This window comes from Planotetraspora sp. GP83, from assembly GCF_041262585.1.
GTDB lineage: Bacteria > Actinomycetota > Actinomycetes > Streptosporangiales > Streptosporangiaceae > JAOEGB01.
Map to the genome: position 1 here is coordinate 269,723 of NZ_JBGCBZ010000001.1, position 13,646 is coordinate 283,368.

The window sequence follows — 13,646 nt, forward strand, 5'->3', positions numbered from 1 at the left end:
TTGAAGCCATGTTGGAGACCTCGGCGCGGTTGCTGCGTCTGCTGTCGCTGTTGCAGGCCAGGAGGGACTGGCCGGGCGCGGCCCTCGCGGAGCGGCTGGAGGTGAGCGAGCGGACCGTCCGCCGCGACGTCGAACGGCTTCGCGACCTCGGATATCCGGTGCACGCGACGAGGGGAACCGACGGCGGCTACCGCCTGGGCGCGGGCGCCGCGATGCCGCCGCTCCTGCTCGACGACGAGGAGGCGGTGGCCGTGGCGGTCGGGCTGCGGACCGCCGCCGGGGGGACCGTCGCCGGCATCGAGGAGACATCCGTGCGGGCGCTCGCCAAGCTCGAACAGGTCCTGCCGTCCCGGCTGCGGCATCGGGTCAACGCGTTGCAGACCTACACCGAGCCCGTGCCGGCGGACCGTCCGGGCCCGAAAGTGGACGCGGCCGTGCTCACCGCGCTCGCGGCCGCCTGCCGGGACTCGGAGCGGCTGCGGTTCGACTACCGGGGCCACGACGGGTCGGCCGGCCTCCGCACGGTAGAGCCGCACCGTCTCGTCTCCTGGGGCCGCCGGTGGTATCTCGTGGCCTGGGACGTCGACCGTCAGGACTGGCGAACCTTCCGGGTGGACCGCGTGGAGCCGCGCACGCCCACCGGCCCGCGCTTCCCGCCCCGCGAACCACCGGAGGGCGGCACCGCCGCGTACGTCGCGCGCGGGGTCTCGGCGGCGGCCTGGCGTCATCACGCGCGGGTCGTCGTGCACGCGCCCGCCGAGGTCGTGTCCGGGCGCGTCAACCCCGCGGTCGGCGTCGTCGAGGCGCTGGGCGGGCAGACCTGCGTCCTGGTCACGGGCGCGGACAGCGTGCACACGCTCGCCGTCCATCTCGGCCTGCTCGACCTCGACTTCGAGGTGACCGAACCCCCGGAGCTCGTGGAGCACATCCGCGCGCTGGCGGCTCGCTACGCCCGCGCGACCCCGGCGGCCGCGCCGGAGAAGGCCACCCCCGCTGCGCCGGAGAAGGCGAGTCCGGCGCCCTCAACGGGGCATGATGGTGGCCCTGAGGCCGCAGCCACCACCGGAACGAAGGAGTTTTGAGATGGGCCGCGCGTTCGAACTGCGCAAGGAAGTCGAGCTGGAGGCCACCCCTGGGCAGGTGTGGGAGGCGACCGCCACCGGCCCGGGAGTCGACTCCTGGTTCATGGGACGCAATGTGGTCGAGCCCGGCGAGGGCGGCATCGTACGGCTGACCCTGGGCGGCCAGAGCCAGGAGAACACCGTGACCGCCTGGGAACCCGGGAAACGACTCGCGCACCGCGGCGCCGAGCCCGACGACGGGAATTTCATGGCGTTCGAGTATCTCCTCGAGGGACGCGAAGGCGGCGGCACCGTGCTGCGGATGGTGCAGAGCGGCGTCCTCGGCGACGACTGGGAGACCGAGTACGAGGCCATAAAGACCGGCTGGGACACGTACCGCCAACGAAGCGCGCCCGGAACCGTTCGTCCGGGCGCGGTTCGGTGGGAGGGCAGAGGCGTGTGTCACGGTCCGGCCGTACCGCGGGGCCATGCGTCAGGCGCCGGCCGTACCGCGGAGATGAGGCGAGGTCAGGCCTTGTCGGTCGCGGTGTAGTACGGGTAGCCGTATCCGACGACGGAGCCGGCGGACCGGGTCCGGACCTCGACGGCGCCGTTGCCGGTGTTGCCCTCGACGGTCTGGATGGTGCCGTCACCGTTGTCGCGGACGACGAAGCCGACATGGTCGATGTCGTCGAAGGACTTGCCGCCGCTCCAGCCGAAGAAGACCACGGCGCCGGGCGTGGGAGCGGTGCCCCACCGGTTGTTGGCGGCGAACCACCGGGCGTGCTGCACGGTGTAGGAGTCGGAGCCCAGGACGGGCGTGATGCCGAGCCTGTCGCCGACCCAGGAGACGAACATGTCGCACCAGGCGGCGTTGGCGTAGCCGGCGAGGGTGCCGCCGTCGCGGGCGAGGGTCTGCCGGGCACGCGGGGTGGACATGTACCAGGCCTGGAACTTGGTGCCCCCGCCGAGGCTGTTCTCCCTGATGCCGACCTGGCTCTGAGCGAGGCTCAACAGCTGGGACGGGCTGACCTTGGGCAGTCCGGCGGCGGCCTGGGCGAGGGGGGTGACGTTCGAGTAGCCGACTTCGGTGACTTGCGGTGTGTCGGCGACGTCCGCGTGGGCCGCCGTGGTTCCTGCCAGCACCGCCGAAGCGAGTGCGCCGCTGACAAGGGCAGCACGAATACAGGTGTTGAGGGCTCGCATGGTGGGGTCTACTCCCTTGCTTCCATGCCGCCTACCGGGTTAGCTGACGGGTTCGGGCTGGAAGACGCCCTACGGCACTACGTGCCGATTCACCCCAGGAGAGGTGGGTCCCCGGCTCCGCGCGGACGCGGACTCGGCGGCCGGGCGGCCATCCGGCTGGATGACCGCGTCGGTCTGAGGCTTGGCACCCTTGACCAGAGATTTGGACAGGTATGCCCGAGTTGCCTAAAAGGTAATAGACCGACCGAAACCGGTCAAGTAAGGACAAGTCAGGTTTTACTTGTCACGTCCTCGGTGTACCTGCTGGTGATCGAGGGTGGGGAGGCCCCTTTCGCGGGCCCGGGCCGTACGGCGTCGCCCGCCGGTGACGCCCGGCCCGGCGGCCCCGGCAGGCCGTGCGGAAGCGCCTCAGGTCGTGGACCCCGAGACACGGCCGCGCCGCCTCCAATCCCCGCGCGGAGCGGCGATTCAGCGTGGCTCGGCGGCGGTGACGTCCCACCGCCGATCACCGGAGCGCGATCTCGCAGGTCACCGCGCCGAGTGGGAGCCGTACGGCGACATCACCGGCCGCGAGCGAGCGCCGGAAGGTCCGGATCGGGACGCGTCCGGGGCGTCGGGCCAGGGGCCTCGTTTCGCTGACAGCGAACTCCGATCGGCCTCACATGGGCCCCAGAGGCCAGCGCGACCCCCCTGGAGGGGCGGCGAACACCACCCCTCCGGCGAGGCTCTGCCTTAAGGCGCCCTGAGGTCCGCGTTAAAGGTAAGGAAACCTTCCTCACCCCGTTGACGGGCATTTCGAGAGATCGCTTGGATTGGGACATTTACGGTTCCCCCAAAAGGAGTTGTCTCTCGTGCCCCGATCGGTACGTGGATCCTTGACCGCCGTGGCCTTGACCGTCCTCACCGGCCTCACTCTGCTGCCCGGCATCGCGTCGGCCTCCGGCACCCAGGCCGCCCCCAGGGCGCACGCCCCTAGAGCACACGCCCTCAGGGCGCCGGCCGCGTTCACGCATCCGGGCGTGCTGGTCAGCAGGGCGCAACTCGACTTCGTCCGCACCAAGCTGACGGCCGAGCCGTGGAAGACGGCGTTCGCGCAGGTCAAGGCCAGCCCGCTGGCCTCGCTGTCCTACAAGGCCAAGCCGCGGGCCGTCGTCGAGTGCGGGCCGAGCTCCAACCCCAACTACGGCTGCTCCGACGAGCGGGGCGACGCCCTGGCCGCCTACACCGACGCCCTGCTGTGGTACCTGACCAGGAACGCGGCATACGCCAAGAAGGCGATCGAGATCATGGACGCGTGGTCGGCCGTGATCACCAGCCACACGAACTCGAACGCGCCGCTGCAGACCGGCTGGGCGGGGGCGTCGTTCTCCCGGGCCGCGGAGCTGATCAAGCACACGTATTCGAGCTGGCCCAACGCCGCGAGGTTCGCGACGAAGCTGCGCACGGTCTACCTGCCAGTGGTCGGCGGCACGGCCGCGCGGAACAAGAACGGCAACTGGGAGCTCATCATGACGGACGCGGCGATCGGCATCGCCGTGTTCCTCGACGACAAGACGGCCTTCGACAAGGCGGTCGCCACGTGGCGGGGCCGCCTGCCCGCCTACATCTACCTCAAGTCGGACGGGCCGCTGCCCAAGCAGGCGCCGGGCAGCAAGTACGACACGTCAGCGGAGATCATCGACTACTGGGAGGGTCAGACGACCTTCGTCGACGGTCTGGCGCAGGAGACCTGCCGCGACTTCGGCCACACCGGCTGGGGCATCGAGGCGGCCATCCACGTCGCCGAGACGGCCCGCATCCAGGGCCTCGACCTGTACGCCGAGGGCAAGGAGCGGCTCAGGCTGGCCATGGGCTTCCACTCGCAGTACGAGCTGGGCGCGGCCGTCCCCTCGTGGCTGTGCGGAGGGAAGCTGAACACGGGCATCGGCCCGGTGTTCGAGGTGGGCTACAACGCCCTGGCGGGCCGGCTCGGCTACAGCATGCCGCGCACCCTGCAGGTCGTGCAGAAGCACCGGCCCGCCGGGGCGAACTACTTCCTGGCCTGGGAGACCCTCACCCACGCCGGCAACCCCAGCTGACGAGCGGGGCTACCGCCATCCCTCCGAGTCGACGCCGCCCGGCACGGCGGCCGCCGTGCCGTACGGCTCCCGCGTGAAGACGAACGTGTTGACGTCGAGGTGCACGCCCGCCGGGGAGCGGACGACCTGGAAGGTCTCGCCGGCGTAGTAGCCGTCGAGGCCGAGCCAGGTGCCGTCGGCCTGGGCGGCGAAGCGGGAGGCCCGGCCGTGGCCGTTGACGGGGGTGAGCGACAGCCCCCGCCTCGGCAGGACCCGCAGCACGTACGCGGTGGGCCCCCAGTACCACGGCCCGGTCAGCGCCAGCAGGTCCTCGTCGACGGAGGAGGGCGCCCACTCGGCGGGCAGCGGCGGCTCGTGCTGGGCGAGGATGTCGAGCAGGTCGGTGTCGAGCCGGCCGCGGATCCCGGACGTCGCGTTGGCCAGCCACAGCACGGCGACGCCGTCGGCCGGGTCGGCCCAGAACGTGGCCAGGAAGCCGGGCATCGACCCGGTGTGCCCGGCCAGCCGGCGGGCGCCGGCCGGGCCGCTGTGCCGTACGAGCTGGAGGCCGAGGCCGTAGCCGCGCGTCCAGGCGTCGCCGTCCTCGACGACGGCGGGCTCACGCATCTCGGCGACGGTCTCGGGCCGCAGGACACCGCGGGTCTCCCCGGCGACGAAGGCCGCCCAGCGGGCGAGATCGGCGGCGGTCGACCACAGCTGCCCGGCCGGGGCCATCGCCCCGTGGTCGTTCTCCGGCTCGGGGAGCAGCACGTCGGCCCAGGGATGCACGGCGTAGCCGGTCGCGTGCGGCGCTCGCGGGCGCGGCGTGGTGTCCCGCATGCCGAGCGGCTGGAGGATCTCCTCCCGCACGGCCTCCTCCCAGGGCGCCGACCGCTTGCGCGCGACGAGCTCGCCGAGCAGGGCGAAGCCGACGTTAGAGTAGTGGTAGCGGCGGCCCGGGCGGTGCCTGGCCGACTCCGGCCCGAGGGCGGCCAGCAGCGCGGGCACGGAGACGCCGGGCGTGCGCTCCCACCAGTCGCCGGGCGACTCGGCGGTCAGCCCGCCGGTGTGGGAGAGGACCTGCGCGATCGTCACATCGCCGACCGGGGTGCCGGGCACGTGCTTGTCGAGGGGGTCGAGCAGGTCGAGCTGGCCCTCGTCACGCAGCCGCATCACCATGGTCGCCACCATGGTCTTGGTGAGGGACCCGATGCGGTACTGGGTGGTCTCCTCCGGCGGCTTGGCGCCGACCCGCCCGCGGGCGCCGAACCAGGTGATCTCGCCGCCCCGGACCAGCGCCGCGACGAGCGAGGGCACCCTCGCGTCCGCCTGCTCGATCGCCAGCCTGCGCAGCAGCGCGCGGGCCGTCCCTTCCAGCACCATTACCCCTCCAGAACCATTGCCGCGTCCCTCCGCGTCGCGATCGCACCAGGCTAGCGCCCGATCATGGGTGAGTTCGCTGATGCCGGGGATGGCGCGGCGCCGCATGGGCTGGGGCAGAATGCCACCCATGACCACCCCTCCCGGCGGCCCTTCAGGCGATCCCGCGGGCAGGCCGCCCGGTGCCCTCCTCGACTGCGTGCTCGAACGGATCACGTACGCCAACGAGGAGACCGGCTACACGATCGCGCGGGTGGCGACCGAGCGCGGCGGCAACGAGCTGCTGACCGTCGTCGGGCCGCTGCTCGGGGCGCAGGTGGGCGAGTCGCTGCGGCTCACCGGCCGGTGGGGGTCTCATCCCCGGTACGGCAGGCAGTTCGAGGTGTGGTCCTACACCACCGTTCTCCCGGCCACCATCCAGGGCATCCAGCGCTACCTCGGCTCGGGGCTCATCAAGGGCATCGGCCCGAAGATGGCCGAGCGGATCGTGGACCACTTCGGCGTCGACACGCTGCGGGTGATCGAGGAGGAGCCCGCCCGGCTGGTGGAGGTGCCGGGCCTCGGCCCCAAGCGCACGAAGATGATCGCGGCGGCCTGGGAGGAACAGAAGATCATCAAAGAGGTGATGATCTTCCTGCAGGGCGTCGGGGTGTCCACGTCGATCGCCGTGCGGATCTTCAAGCAGTACGGCGAGGAGTCGATCGACGTCGTCCGCAAGGAGCCCTACCGGCTGGCCGACGACGTCTGGGGCATCGGCTTCAAGACCGCCGACACCATCGCCCAGGCGGTCGGCATCCCGCACGACAGCCCCGAGCGGGTGAAGGCCGGCCTGCGCTACACCCTGTCGCAGGCGGCCGACGACGGCCACTGCTACCTCCCGGCGCCCAACCTCGTCGCCGACGCGGTCAAGATCCTGGAGGTGTCCGCCGAGCTGACCGCCGCCTGCCTGGAGGAGCTCGTCGCCGAGGAAGGGGTGGTCCGGGAGGAGGTTCCGGCGGGGGAGAGCACGGTCCCGGCCATCTATCTCGTGCCGTTCCACCGAGCCGAGCGGTCCCTGGCGGGCACCCTGCTCGGGCTGCTGGGCTCCGGGCACGACCGGCTCAAGGTCTTCACCGACGTCGACTGGCCCACCGCCCTCGACTGGCTGCGCGGCCGGACCGGCGCCGACCTCGCGCCCGAGCAGGCCCAGGCCGTACGGCTCGCGCTGACCGAGAAGGTCGCCGTCCTCACCGGCGGGCCGGGCTGCGGCAAGAGCTTCACCGTCCGCTCCGTCGTGACGCTGGCCAGGGCGAAGCGGGCCAAGGTCATCCTGGCCGCGCCGACCGGCCGGGCCGCCAAGCGGCTCGCGGAGCTGACCGGCCACGAGGCGACGACCGTGCACCGGTTGCTGCAACTGCGGCCCGGCGGCGACGCGACCTTCGACCGGGACAACCCCCTCGACGCCGACCTGGTCGTGGTCGACGAGGCGTCGATGCTCGACCTGCTGCTGGCCAACAAGCTGGCCAAGGCCGTCGCCCCCGGCGCTCATCTGCTGTTCGTGGGCGACGTCGACCAGCTTCCCTCGGTCGGCGCCGGCGAGGTCCTGCGCGACCTGCTCGCCGCCCCCGAGATCCCGCGCGTACGGCTGACGCAGATCTTCCGCCAGGCCCAGGAGTCCGGGGTGGTGGTCAACGCCCACCGCGTCAACACCGGGCAGCAGCCCCTGGTGCGGGACTTCCCCGACTTCTTCCTGTTCCCGTGCGAGGAGCCGGAGGAGATCGCCGCGCTCACGGTCGACGTGGTGGCCCGGCGGATCCCGGCCAAGTTCGGGCTCAACCCCCGGCGCGACGTGCAGGTGCTGGCCCCGATGCACCGCGGGGCCGCCGGGGCGGGCGCGCTCAACATCGCCCTGCAGGAGGCTCTGACGCCGTCCCGGGAGGGCATGCCCGAGCGCCGCTACGGCGGGCGGGTCTTCCGCGTGGGCGACAAGGTCACCCAGCTCCGCAACAACTACGACAAGGGCGCGGCGGGGGTCTTCAACGGCACGGTCGGCGTGGTCACCGGCCTGTCCCTGGAGGAGAGCAAACTGACCGTGCTCACCGACGAGGACGAGAACGTCGACTACTCCTTCGACGAGCTCGACGAGCTGGCCCACGCCTACGCGGTGAGCATCCACCGCTCCCAGGGCAGCGAATATCCCGCCGTCGTCATCCCCCTGGCCACCAGCGCGTGGATGATGCTGCAGCGCAACCTGCTCTACACCGCCATCACCCGGGCCAAGAAACTCGTGGTGATCGTCGGGTCCCGGCGCGCGCTCGCGCAGGCCGTACGCACCAGGGGTGCGGGCCGCCGCCACACGGGCCTCACGCACCGGCTCCACGTGTCCTGAGGCGGCCGTGTGCTCACGTGTCTGAGGCCGCCGGGCTCACATGCCCTGACGAACCGGCTTCCCGCGTCCTGACGGCGCGGAATAAATGGCTGACTGCGGCGATTGATCCTTTTTGACGCGGACCTTACCGTGTCTAAACGGGATCACACCTGTTCGCAACTGAACTGTGATCTAACTCATGAGGAAATAGCGCATATAACAGGCATCCCCTAATAAGGTCTTGGGGTGCCCTTTGCGCCCATGGGGGAGAGGTTGTGCTGAGCACTCACGCTGGTTCGAGGTTGCCGATCGCCGGAGTCGCCGTGGCCATGGCCGCGGTTCTGACGGCATGTTCCGGCGGGTCCACCACGCCAGGGTCGCCGGGGGGCGGCTCGGGTGACACCGCGGCCCCGACCCCGGCCGGGCCGTCCATAAAGATCAGCCCCGTCAAGGGCAGCGCCAAGGTCCGCCCGGACAAGTCCGTGGTGGTCACGGCGGCCAACGGTTCGCTGGAAGAGGTGACCGTGCAGGCCGGGGGCGAGCCGGTCGAGGGCGAGTTCGACTCCGCCCACTCCAAGTGGACCTCCAAGCAGCCGCTAAAGCCGTCGACCACCTACACGGTGTCGGCCAAGGCCAGCGGCGCGGGCGGCCCCACCACGGCGACCAGCCAGTTCAGCACGCTCAAGCCCAAATACGAGCTGGCCGTCGCCGATGTGACCCCCGGCGTCAAGGGGGAGACCGTCGGCGTCGGCATGCCGATCATGGTGACGTTCAACCAGGCGGTCACCGACAAGGCAGCGGTCGAGCAGGCCCTCGAGATCGAGGCCGAAAAGCCCGTCACCGGCGCATGGCGGTGGATCAACGACCGGCTGGTCATGTACCGGACCGCCAAGTACTGGCCGGCGCACCAGAAGGTCACCTTCACCGCGCACCTCGCCGGCGTCCACGGTGGCAAGGACATGTACGGCACCGAGGACCACACCACGACGATGAAGATCGGCGCGGCGTGGATCAGCACGGTCAACACCAAGACCCACATGATGGTCGTCAAGCGCGACGGCAAGACCGTGCGGACCATGAAGATCAGTGCGGGCAAGGCGACGACCCGTGAGTACACCACGACCAGCGGCGTTCATCTCACGATGGAACGCGGCAACCCCGTGACGATGATCTCCCCCGGTAAGAAGGAGGGCGACCCCGGGTACTACAAGGAGATCGTCAACTACGCCGTGCGCATCTCCAACAGCGGCGAGTACGTCCACAGCGCCCCGTGGTCGGTCGGCTCGCAGGGCCGCGCCAACGTCAGCCACGGCTGCGTGAACGCCCGGCCCGACCAGGCCAAGTGGTTCTACGACAACTTCCACCGCGGCGACGTCGTCAAGATCGTCGGCACGACCCGCATCCTGGAGTGGAACAACGGCTGGGGCTTCTGGCAGATGCCGTTCAAGCAGTGGAAGAAGGGCAGCGCCCTGGAGTCGTAGGCGCCCCGGACCGGACCGCGTGGCCGGACGCCCGATGATGTGAGCGTCAGCCCAGGGCCAGCCGTACGGCCCGGCCGAGCGGCGTGGGAGCGTCCGGGCGCAGCGGCTCGGCCAGGAAGAACGGCACCTGGGACATGAACCGCGGCCGGGCGCCCCGGTGCGGCTGCGCGGCGTGGACGAGGAACGGGTGGCACAGGTACACGTCGCCGGGAAGCCCGGTGGCGTACGCCAGGGGCCGGTCTGCGCTCGCCTCGTCCAGGATCGGCCCCGAGGTGAAGAACGGCAGCCCCTCCTCACCGTACGGCTCCAGCACCCGCGCGGCGTCGAAATGCGACCCGACCCGGATCCGCGTCGGCGCGTCGTCCTGGCCGACCTCGGAGAACAACAGCAACGCCAGCATGGTGCGCGGCCTGCTGGTGACCACTCCCCAGGCGCCTTTCGGGCCGGGGTCGTTCTGGTCGATGTGCCAGCCGGTGTCCCCGGCGTCCGACGGGTGCGGGAAGCGGATCGGCGCGTTGCCCACGCTGCCGCGCGGCGCCCAGCCACCCCGCCCGGTGAGCTGGTCCAGCGCGGCCGCGAGCCGGGGGCTGCGGATCGCCTCGCCGAACGGGCCCCCACCGGTGTGGTCGGTGGCCCAGATCACGGGCTTGGTCCACTCCGACGGCCTGTCCGGTGACAGCCCGATCATGTCCCACATGAGAGCGCGGGCGCGATCGCCGGCCTCCCGGGGGAACGCCTCCTCGATCTTGACGAATCCGTCTGTGACGAAGCGGTCGAGATCCGCGTCGCTGAAGAGCGCCATGCCGCCGACGCTAGCGATCTCCCGTCGTCCCGGTCGACTGGTTTTCACCGCCGCCCGGAGGCTGGCGAACGGGGTCACCGGCCGTCGGCGAAGCGATGGCGGGGGAGACCCCGGTCAGTCGCCCGACTCGGCGAGGCGGCGGCGCGTCGCGTCCAGCTCGGCGTTGAGCCTTCTGACCTCGTGTTCGAGCTCCAGGATGCGGCGGATGGCCGTGAGCGTCATCCCCTCGCCGGCGAGCTCGGCGACGTACCGCACCTGGCCGATGTCATGGCGGGAGTAGCGCCGCTGGCCACCCGCGGACCGGTACGGGCGGACGACCTCGAACTCGTCCAGCCGCCGCAGGAACGCCTGCTGCACCTCCAGCATGTCGGCGACCTGGCCGACGCTGTACAGCGGCGCGTGCTCGTCGTCGATGGGGAGCATCATCACCTCCGATATGGCGGGGGGCCGGCGCCCCGCGAGAGGACTCCTCGATGCGAGAGTCGTTGGAGGAAACCTGCTACCACGTTTATAAGTTAGCTGCGGGCAGCTGCGCAAGCCGGCGAACGCCGCATTGAAACAGCAGGCCGGACCGGCGATCACACGAGGGCGAGCTGCCGTGCCGGGGAGCGGCGGCGGCGCCAGCGGCGGGCGGCCTGTCCGACGCCGTAGGCCGCCGCCAGGCCCCGGACCTGCTCGGCGATCCGGCTCCGGTAGCCGGGGTCCGCCGTGGGGCCTTTGCCGTACAGCGCCTGATAGCGGGGCACGAGCCCGGGGTGCTCGCGTTCGAGCCAGCCCAGGTAGGACTCACGGGCGCCGGACGGCAGGCGAAGCACGACGGGCGTCACGCTGACCGCGCCCGCCTCGGCGGCCCGCCGTACGGTGGCCTGCAGGTGATCGGCCGAGTCGGTGATCAGAGGCAGGATCGGCGCCATCAGCACACCGCACGGGATGCCCGCATCGTTCAGCGCGGCGCAGACCTCCAGCCGCCGCTGCGGGGTGGCCGCGCCCGGCTCGACGGCCCGGCGGATGCGGTCGTCGACGAACCCGACCGACACGGCGGCGCCGACCTGCGTCACCTTGGCGGCGTCGCGAAGCAGGTCGAGGTCGCGCAGGACGAGAGGGCTCTTGGTCAGCACGGTGAACGGGTTCCCGGCGTCGGCCAGGGCCCGGACGATGCCGGGCATGAGCTGGTAGGTCTCCTCGGCGGGCTGGTAGCAGTCGCCGGTCAGGCCGAGCGCGACCGGATCGCCGCCCCAGCGCGGGGCGGCCAGCTCCCGGCGTAACCGGTCGGCCAGGTTGGTCTTGACGACGATCCGGGAGGCGAAGTCGTCTCCCGGATCGAGCCCGAGGTAGCGGTGACCACGCCGGGCCGCGCAGTAGCGGCATCCGGCCTCGCAGCCTCGGTAGGGGCTCACCGCCCACTGGTAGGGCAGCTCGGCGGCCTCCGGCACGCGGTCGATCGCGGTCCGCGCCGGCACCTCGTAGCACGTGATGTCGCCGAAGACGCGGGTGACGGCCTGCCGTTCGATCCGGGGCCGCGCGGGTCCTCCGTCGAGGAGCAACTGCTGGACCCCGGGGACGGCCCCGGAGCCGGAAGAGGCGTCGCGACGCATGGAGATCAGTAGAACACGCATTCGACCCCCGCGCCAAGTGCCCACGCCGTACGGCGGGCCCCCGGCCTGTCCATCGCGAAGGCGGCCGGGAGACACCGGCGGGCCGCCTGGGCATGTTGGGGCGCCCGTTGGCGCCCGCTCTATCGCCGGCGAAGCCGCACCTCTAATCTGGGACAAGCGTACCGTTTTATGGAGGATCCCCATGGCCTGGCTCTTGCTCGCCGCCGCGATCGCCTCGGAGGTCCTGGCCACCTCCGCCCTGAAGCTGAGCGACGGGTTGTCTCATGTCGCCTGGACCGTGGTGGTCGTCGCCGGATACGTCGCCTCGTTCATCCTGCTGGCCTGGGCTCTGAAGCTGCAGATGCCGGTCGGCATCGCCTACGCGGTGTGGGCGGGCATCGGCACCGCGGCGATCGCCCTCATCGGCACGCTGTTCCTCGGCGAGGGGATGAACCTCACCAAAGTCGCCGGTATCGTGCTGATCATCTGTGGTGTCGTGGTGCTCAACCTGGCGGGGTCACACTGATACGGCGTCGCGATATGGATGCACAGCGAAGGAACCGGGCCGTGCCCGAACAGGCCAACTCGCCGCCCGTACCGCCCGGCACGCCGGTCCGTGACCCGGGCAGGGGGCGGGCCACGGAGCCTGTCCGTACGGCGGGTCCCGAGGCAGGCAATGGGCCGGACGGCGCGACAGCGCGTGAGGCGGTCGGCGGGGATCCGGCGGCTCCCGGACGGCGTCGGCAGGAACGGGCGCTGCGCCGCCGGGGGGCGTTGCTGGACGCGGCGGTCGCGCTACTCGCCGAAGGCGGCTTCGCGGCGGTGACACACCGGGCGGTCGCCCAGCGGGCCGGGATCCCGCTCGCGGCGACGACGTACTACTTCTCCTCCCGCGACGAACTGGTCGCCCAGGCGTTCGGCCTGCTGGTGGACCGGGAGCTCACCCAGATGCGCGCCTCCCTCAACGCCATGCGAGACCGCTCGCCAGAGCGGCTCGCCCAGGTGCTGGCCGACGCCTACGCGCACGACCGGCCGAGACAGCTCGGCCTGTGGGAGCTCTATCTGCAGGCGGGCCGCGACCCCGCTCTGCAGGGCATCGCCCGCAAGTGGACGGACGGCTGTGAGGAGATCGTCGCGTCCGTGCTCGGGCGGGCGGGCTACGCCTGCGGGCGCTCCGAGGTCCGCTTCGTCACCACCCTGCTGTCGGGCCTCTGGCTGGAGGATGTCGTGGAAGCGCGCCCGGAAGGGCGGGAGCGGGCCAGGGATGTGGTGGCCCGCGCGCTCAAGGCGATCAGCTGAGCCGTAAGGTCGAGCCATGATTGTGCACCTCGCGCTGGCCGACGACTGGGCCGAGGCGGAGAATACGGGCGAATACCGGGTGTCCACCCTGGGCCGGACGCTGGAGGAGGAAGGGTTCATCCACGCCTCCGCCGACCTGGAGCAGGCCGAGGGCGTCGCGCGGCGTTTCTACCGCCACGTCACCGAGCGACTGGTGCTCCTGACGATCGACGAGGCCCGGCTGGGATGCCCGGTGAAGTATGAGGTTCCCGAGGGGACGAGCGAGGCGTTCCCGCATATCTACGGCCCCGTCCCCGTGACAGCCGTCGTCGCCGTCACCCCGTTCACCGTTCCTGTCTGATTGTCCGGTGCCTCGCGGTTCTGTCGGGGCGGTCCCCTCAGGTTCGTGAGGTGTCCGATTCGTTCAAGACGACGGTAC

13 protein-coding genes and 1 riboswitch are annotated in these 13,646 nt (G+C 71.3%); of the genes, 8 read left to right on the forward strand and 5 right to left on the reverse strand.

The genetic code is table 11. From position 1 onward, the window contains the following. Positions 1-8: 8 nt before the first annotated feature. Together ABH927_RS01330 and ABH927_RS01335 are read left to right on the forward strand one after the other, a co-directional pair. On the forward strand, positions 9-1,082 hold the full coding sequence (locus tag ABH927_RS01330; RefSeq protein WP_370017546.1) for a helix-turn-helix transcriptional regulator: 1,074 nt from the start codon (positions 9-11) through the stop codon (positions 1,080-1,082). Between the two features lies 1 nt (position 1,083). Further along, the gene (locus tag ABH927_RS01335) at positions 1,084-1,614 is read left to right on the forward strand and encodes an SRPBCC domain-containing protein (RefSeq protein ID WP_370017547.1); all 531 of its coding nucleotides are present in this window, start codon (positions 1,084-1,086) and stop codon (positions 1,612-1,614) included. Here the strand turns inward: ABH927_RS01335 and ABH927_RS01340 are convergent. Next, the gene (locus tag ABH927_RS01340) at positions 1,590-2,207 is read right to left on the reverse strand and encodes a CHAP domain-containing protein (protein ID WP_370017548.1); all 618 of its coding nucleotides are present in this window, start codon (positions 2,205-2,207) and stop codon (positions 1,590-1,592) included. The two genes, ABH927_RS01335 and ABH927_RS01340, sit on opposite strands and share 25 nt — an antisense overlap. Before the next feature lie 74 nt (positions 2,208-2,281). After that, positions 2,282-2,416, reverse strand: a riboswitch (cyclic di-AMP (ydaO/yuaA leader). 735 nt (positions 2,417-3,151) lie between these two features. Here ABH927_RS01340 and ABH927_RS01345 point away from each other — a divergent pair. Then, positions 3,152-4,345: an alginate lyase family protein gene (locus ABH927_RS01345; RefSeq protein WP_370017549.1), complete on the forward strand. Its 1,194-nt coding sequence runs from the start codon at positions 3,152-3,154 to the stop codon at positions 4,343-4,345. Between the two features lie 9 nt (positions 4,346-4,354). Here the strand turns inward: ABH927_RS01345 and ABH927_RS01350 are convergent, their stop codons facing one another. Further along, positions 4,355-5,836 carry a serine hydrolase domain-containing protein gene (locus tag ABH927_RS01350; RefSeq protein ID WP_370017550.1) on the reverse strand — a complete coding sequence of 494 codons (1,482 nt, stop codon included), beginning with the start codon at positions 5,834-5,836 and terminating at the stop codon, positions 4,355-4,357. Here ABH927_RS01350 and ABH927_RS01355 point away from each other — a divergent pair. Together ABH927_RS01355 and ABH927_RS01360 are read left to right on the forward strand one after the other, a co-directional pair. Next, complete coding sequence (locus ABH927_RS01355; protein WP_370017551.1) at positions 5,835-8,072, forward strand: ATP-dependent RecD-like DNA helicase; 2,238 nt, start codon at positions 5,835-5,837, stop codon at positions 8,070-8,072. The genes ABH927_RS01350 and ABH927_RS01355 overlap by 2 nt on opposite strands. Before the next feature lie 254 nt (positions 8,073-8,326). Continuing rightward, on the forward strand, positions 8,327-9,532 hold the full coding sequence (locus ABH927_RS01360) for an Ig-like domain-containing protein (RefSeq protein WP_370017552.1): 1,206 nt from the start codon (positions 8,327-8,329) through the stop codon (positions 9,530-9,532). 46 nt (positions 9,533-9,578) lie between these two features. Here the strand turns inward: ABH927_RS01360 and ABH927_RS01365 are convergent, their stop codons facing one another. The 3 genes from ABH927_RS01365 to ABH927_RS01375 form a co-directional block, all read right to left on the reverse strand. Then, on the reverse strand, positions 9,579-10,334 hold the full coding sequence (locus tag ABH927_RS01365) for a phytanoyl-CoA dioxygenase (RefSeq protein WP_370017553.1): 756 nt from the start codon (positions 10,332-10,334) through the stop codon (positions 9,579-9,581). A 114-nt stretch (positions 10,335-10,448) separates the two neighbouring features. Then, positions 10,449-10,760, reverse strand: a complete 312-nt coding sequence (locus tag ABH927_RS01370; RefSeq protein ID WP_370017554.1) for a MerR family transcriptional regulator — start codon at positions 10,758-10,760, stop codon at positions 10,449-10,451. Between the two features lie 152 nt (positions 10,761-10,912). Continuing rightward, complete coding sequence (locus ABH927_RS01375; protein ID WP_370017555.1) at positions 10,913-11,929, reverse strand: radical SAM protein; 1,017 nt, start codon at positions 11,927-11,929, stop codon at positions 10,913-10,915. A 202-nt stretch (positions 11,930-12,131) separates the two neighbouring features. Between ABH927_RS01375 and ABH927_RS01380 the strand changes: the two genes are divergently transcribed. The 3 genes from ABH927_RS01380 to ABH927_RS01390 are packed head-to-tail and all read left to right on the forward strand — an operon-like array spanning position 12,132 to position 13,568. Then, positions 12,132-12,455, forward strand: coding sequence for a multidrug efflux SMR transporter (locus ABH927_RS01380; RefSeq protein WP_370017556.1), 324 nt, complete (start codon positions 12,132-12,134; stop codon positions 12,453-12,455). Between the two features lie 41 nt (positions 12,456-12,496). Next, positions 12,497-13,228, forward strand: coding sequence for a TetR/AcrR family transcriptional regulator (locus ABH927_RS01385; RefSeq protein WP_370017557.1), 732 nt, complete (start codon positions 12,497-12,499; stop codon positions 13,226-13,228). Between the two features lie 16 nt (positions 13,229-13,244). Beyond that, complete coding sequence (locus ABH927_RS01390) at positions 13,245-13,568, forward strand: DUF952 domain-containing protein (protein WP_370017558.1); 324 nt, start codon at positions 13,245-13,247, stop codon at positions 13,566-13,568. Positions 13,569-13,646 lie beyond the last annotated feature (78 nt).

Coding starts and splice junctions, on each gene's coding strand:
- ABH927_RS01330 (WP_370017546.1), top strand. CDS start 9: ATGTTGGAGACCTCGGCGCGGTTGCTGCGTCTGCTGTCGCTGTTGCAG.
- ABH927_RS01335 (WP_370017547.1), top strand. CDS start 1,084: ATGGGCCGCGCGTTCGAACTGCGCAAGGAAGTCGAGCTGGAGGCCACC.
- ABH927_RS01355 (WP_370017551.1), top strand. CDS start 5,835: ATGACCACCCCTCCCGGCGGCCCTTCAGGCGATCCCGCGGGCAGGCCG.
- ABH927_RS01350 (WP_370017550.1), bottom strand. CDS start 5,836: ATGGGTGGCATTCTGCCCCAGCCCATGCGGCGCCGCGCCATCCCCGGC.
- ABH927_RS01365 (WP_370017553.1), bottom strand. CDS start 10,334: ATGGCGCTCTTCAGCGACGCGGATCTCGACCGCTTCGTCACAGACGGA.
- ABH927_RS01370 (WP_370017554.1), bottom strand. CDS start 10,760: ATGATGCTCCCCATCGACGACGAGCACGCGCCGCTGTACAGCGTCGGC.
- ABH927_RS01375 (WP_370017555.1), bottom strand. CDS start 11,929: ATGCGTCGCGACGCCTCTTCCGGCTCCGGGGCCGTCCCCGGGGTCCAG.
- ABH927_RS01380 (WP_370017556.1), top strand. CDS start 12,132: ATGGCCTGGCTCTTGCTCGCCGCCGCGATCGCCTCGGAGGTCCTGGCC.
- ABH927_RS01390 (WP_370017558.1), top strand. CDS start 13,245: ATGATTGTGCACCTCGCGCTGGCCGACGACTGGGCCGAGGCGGAGAAT.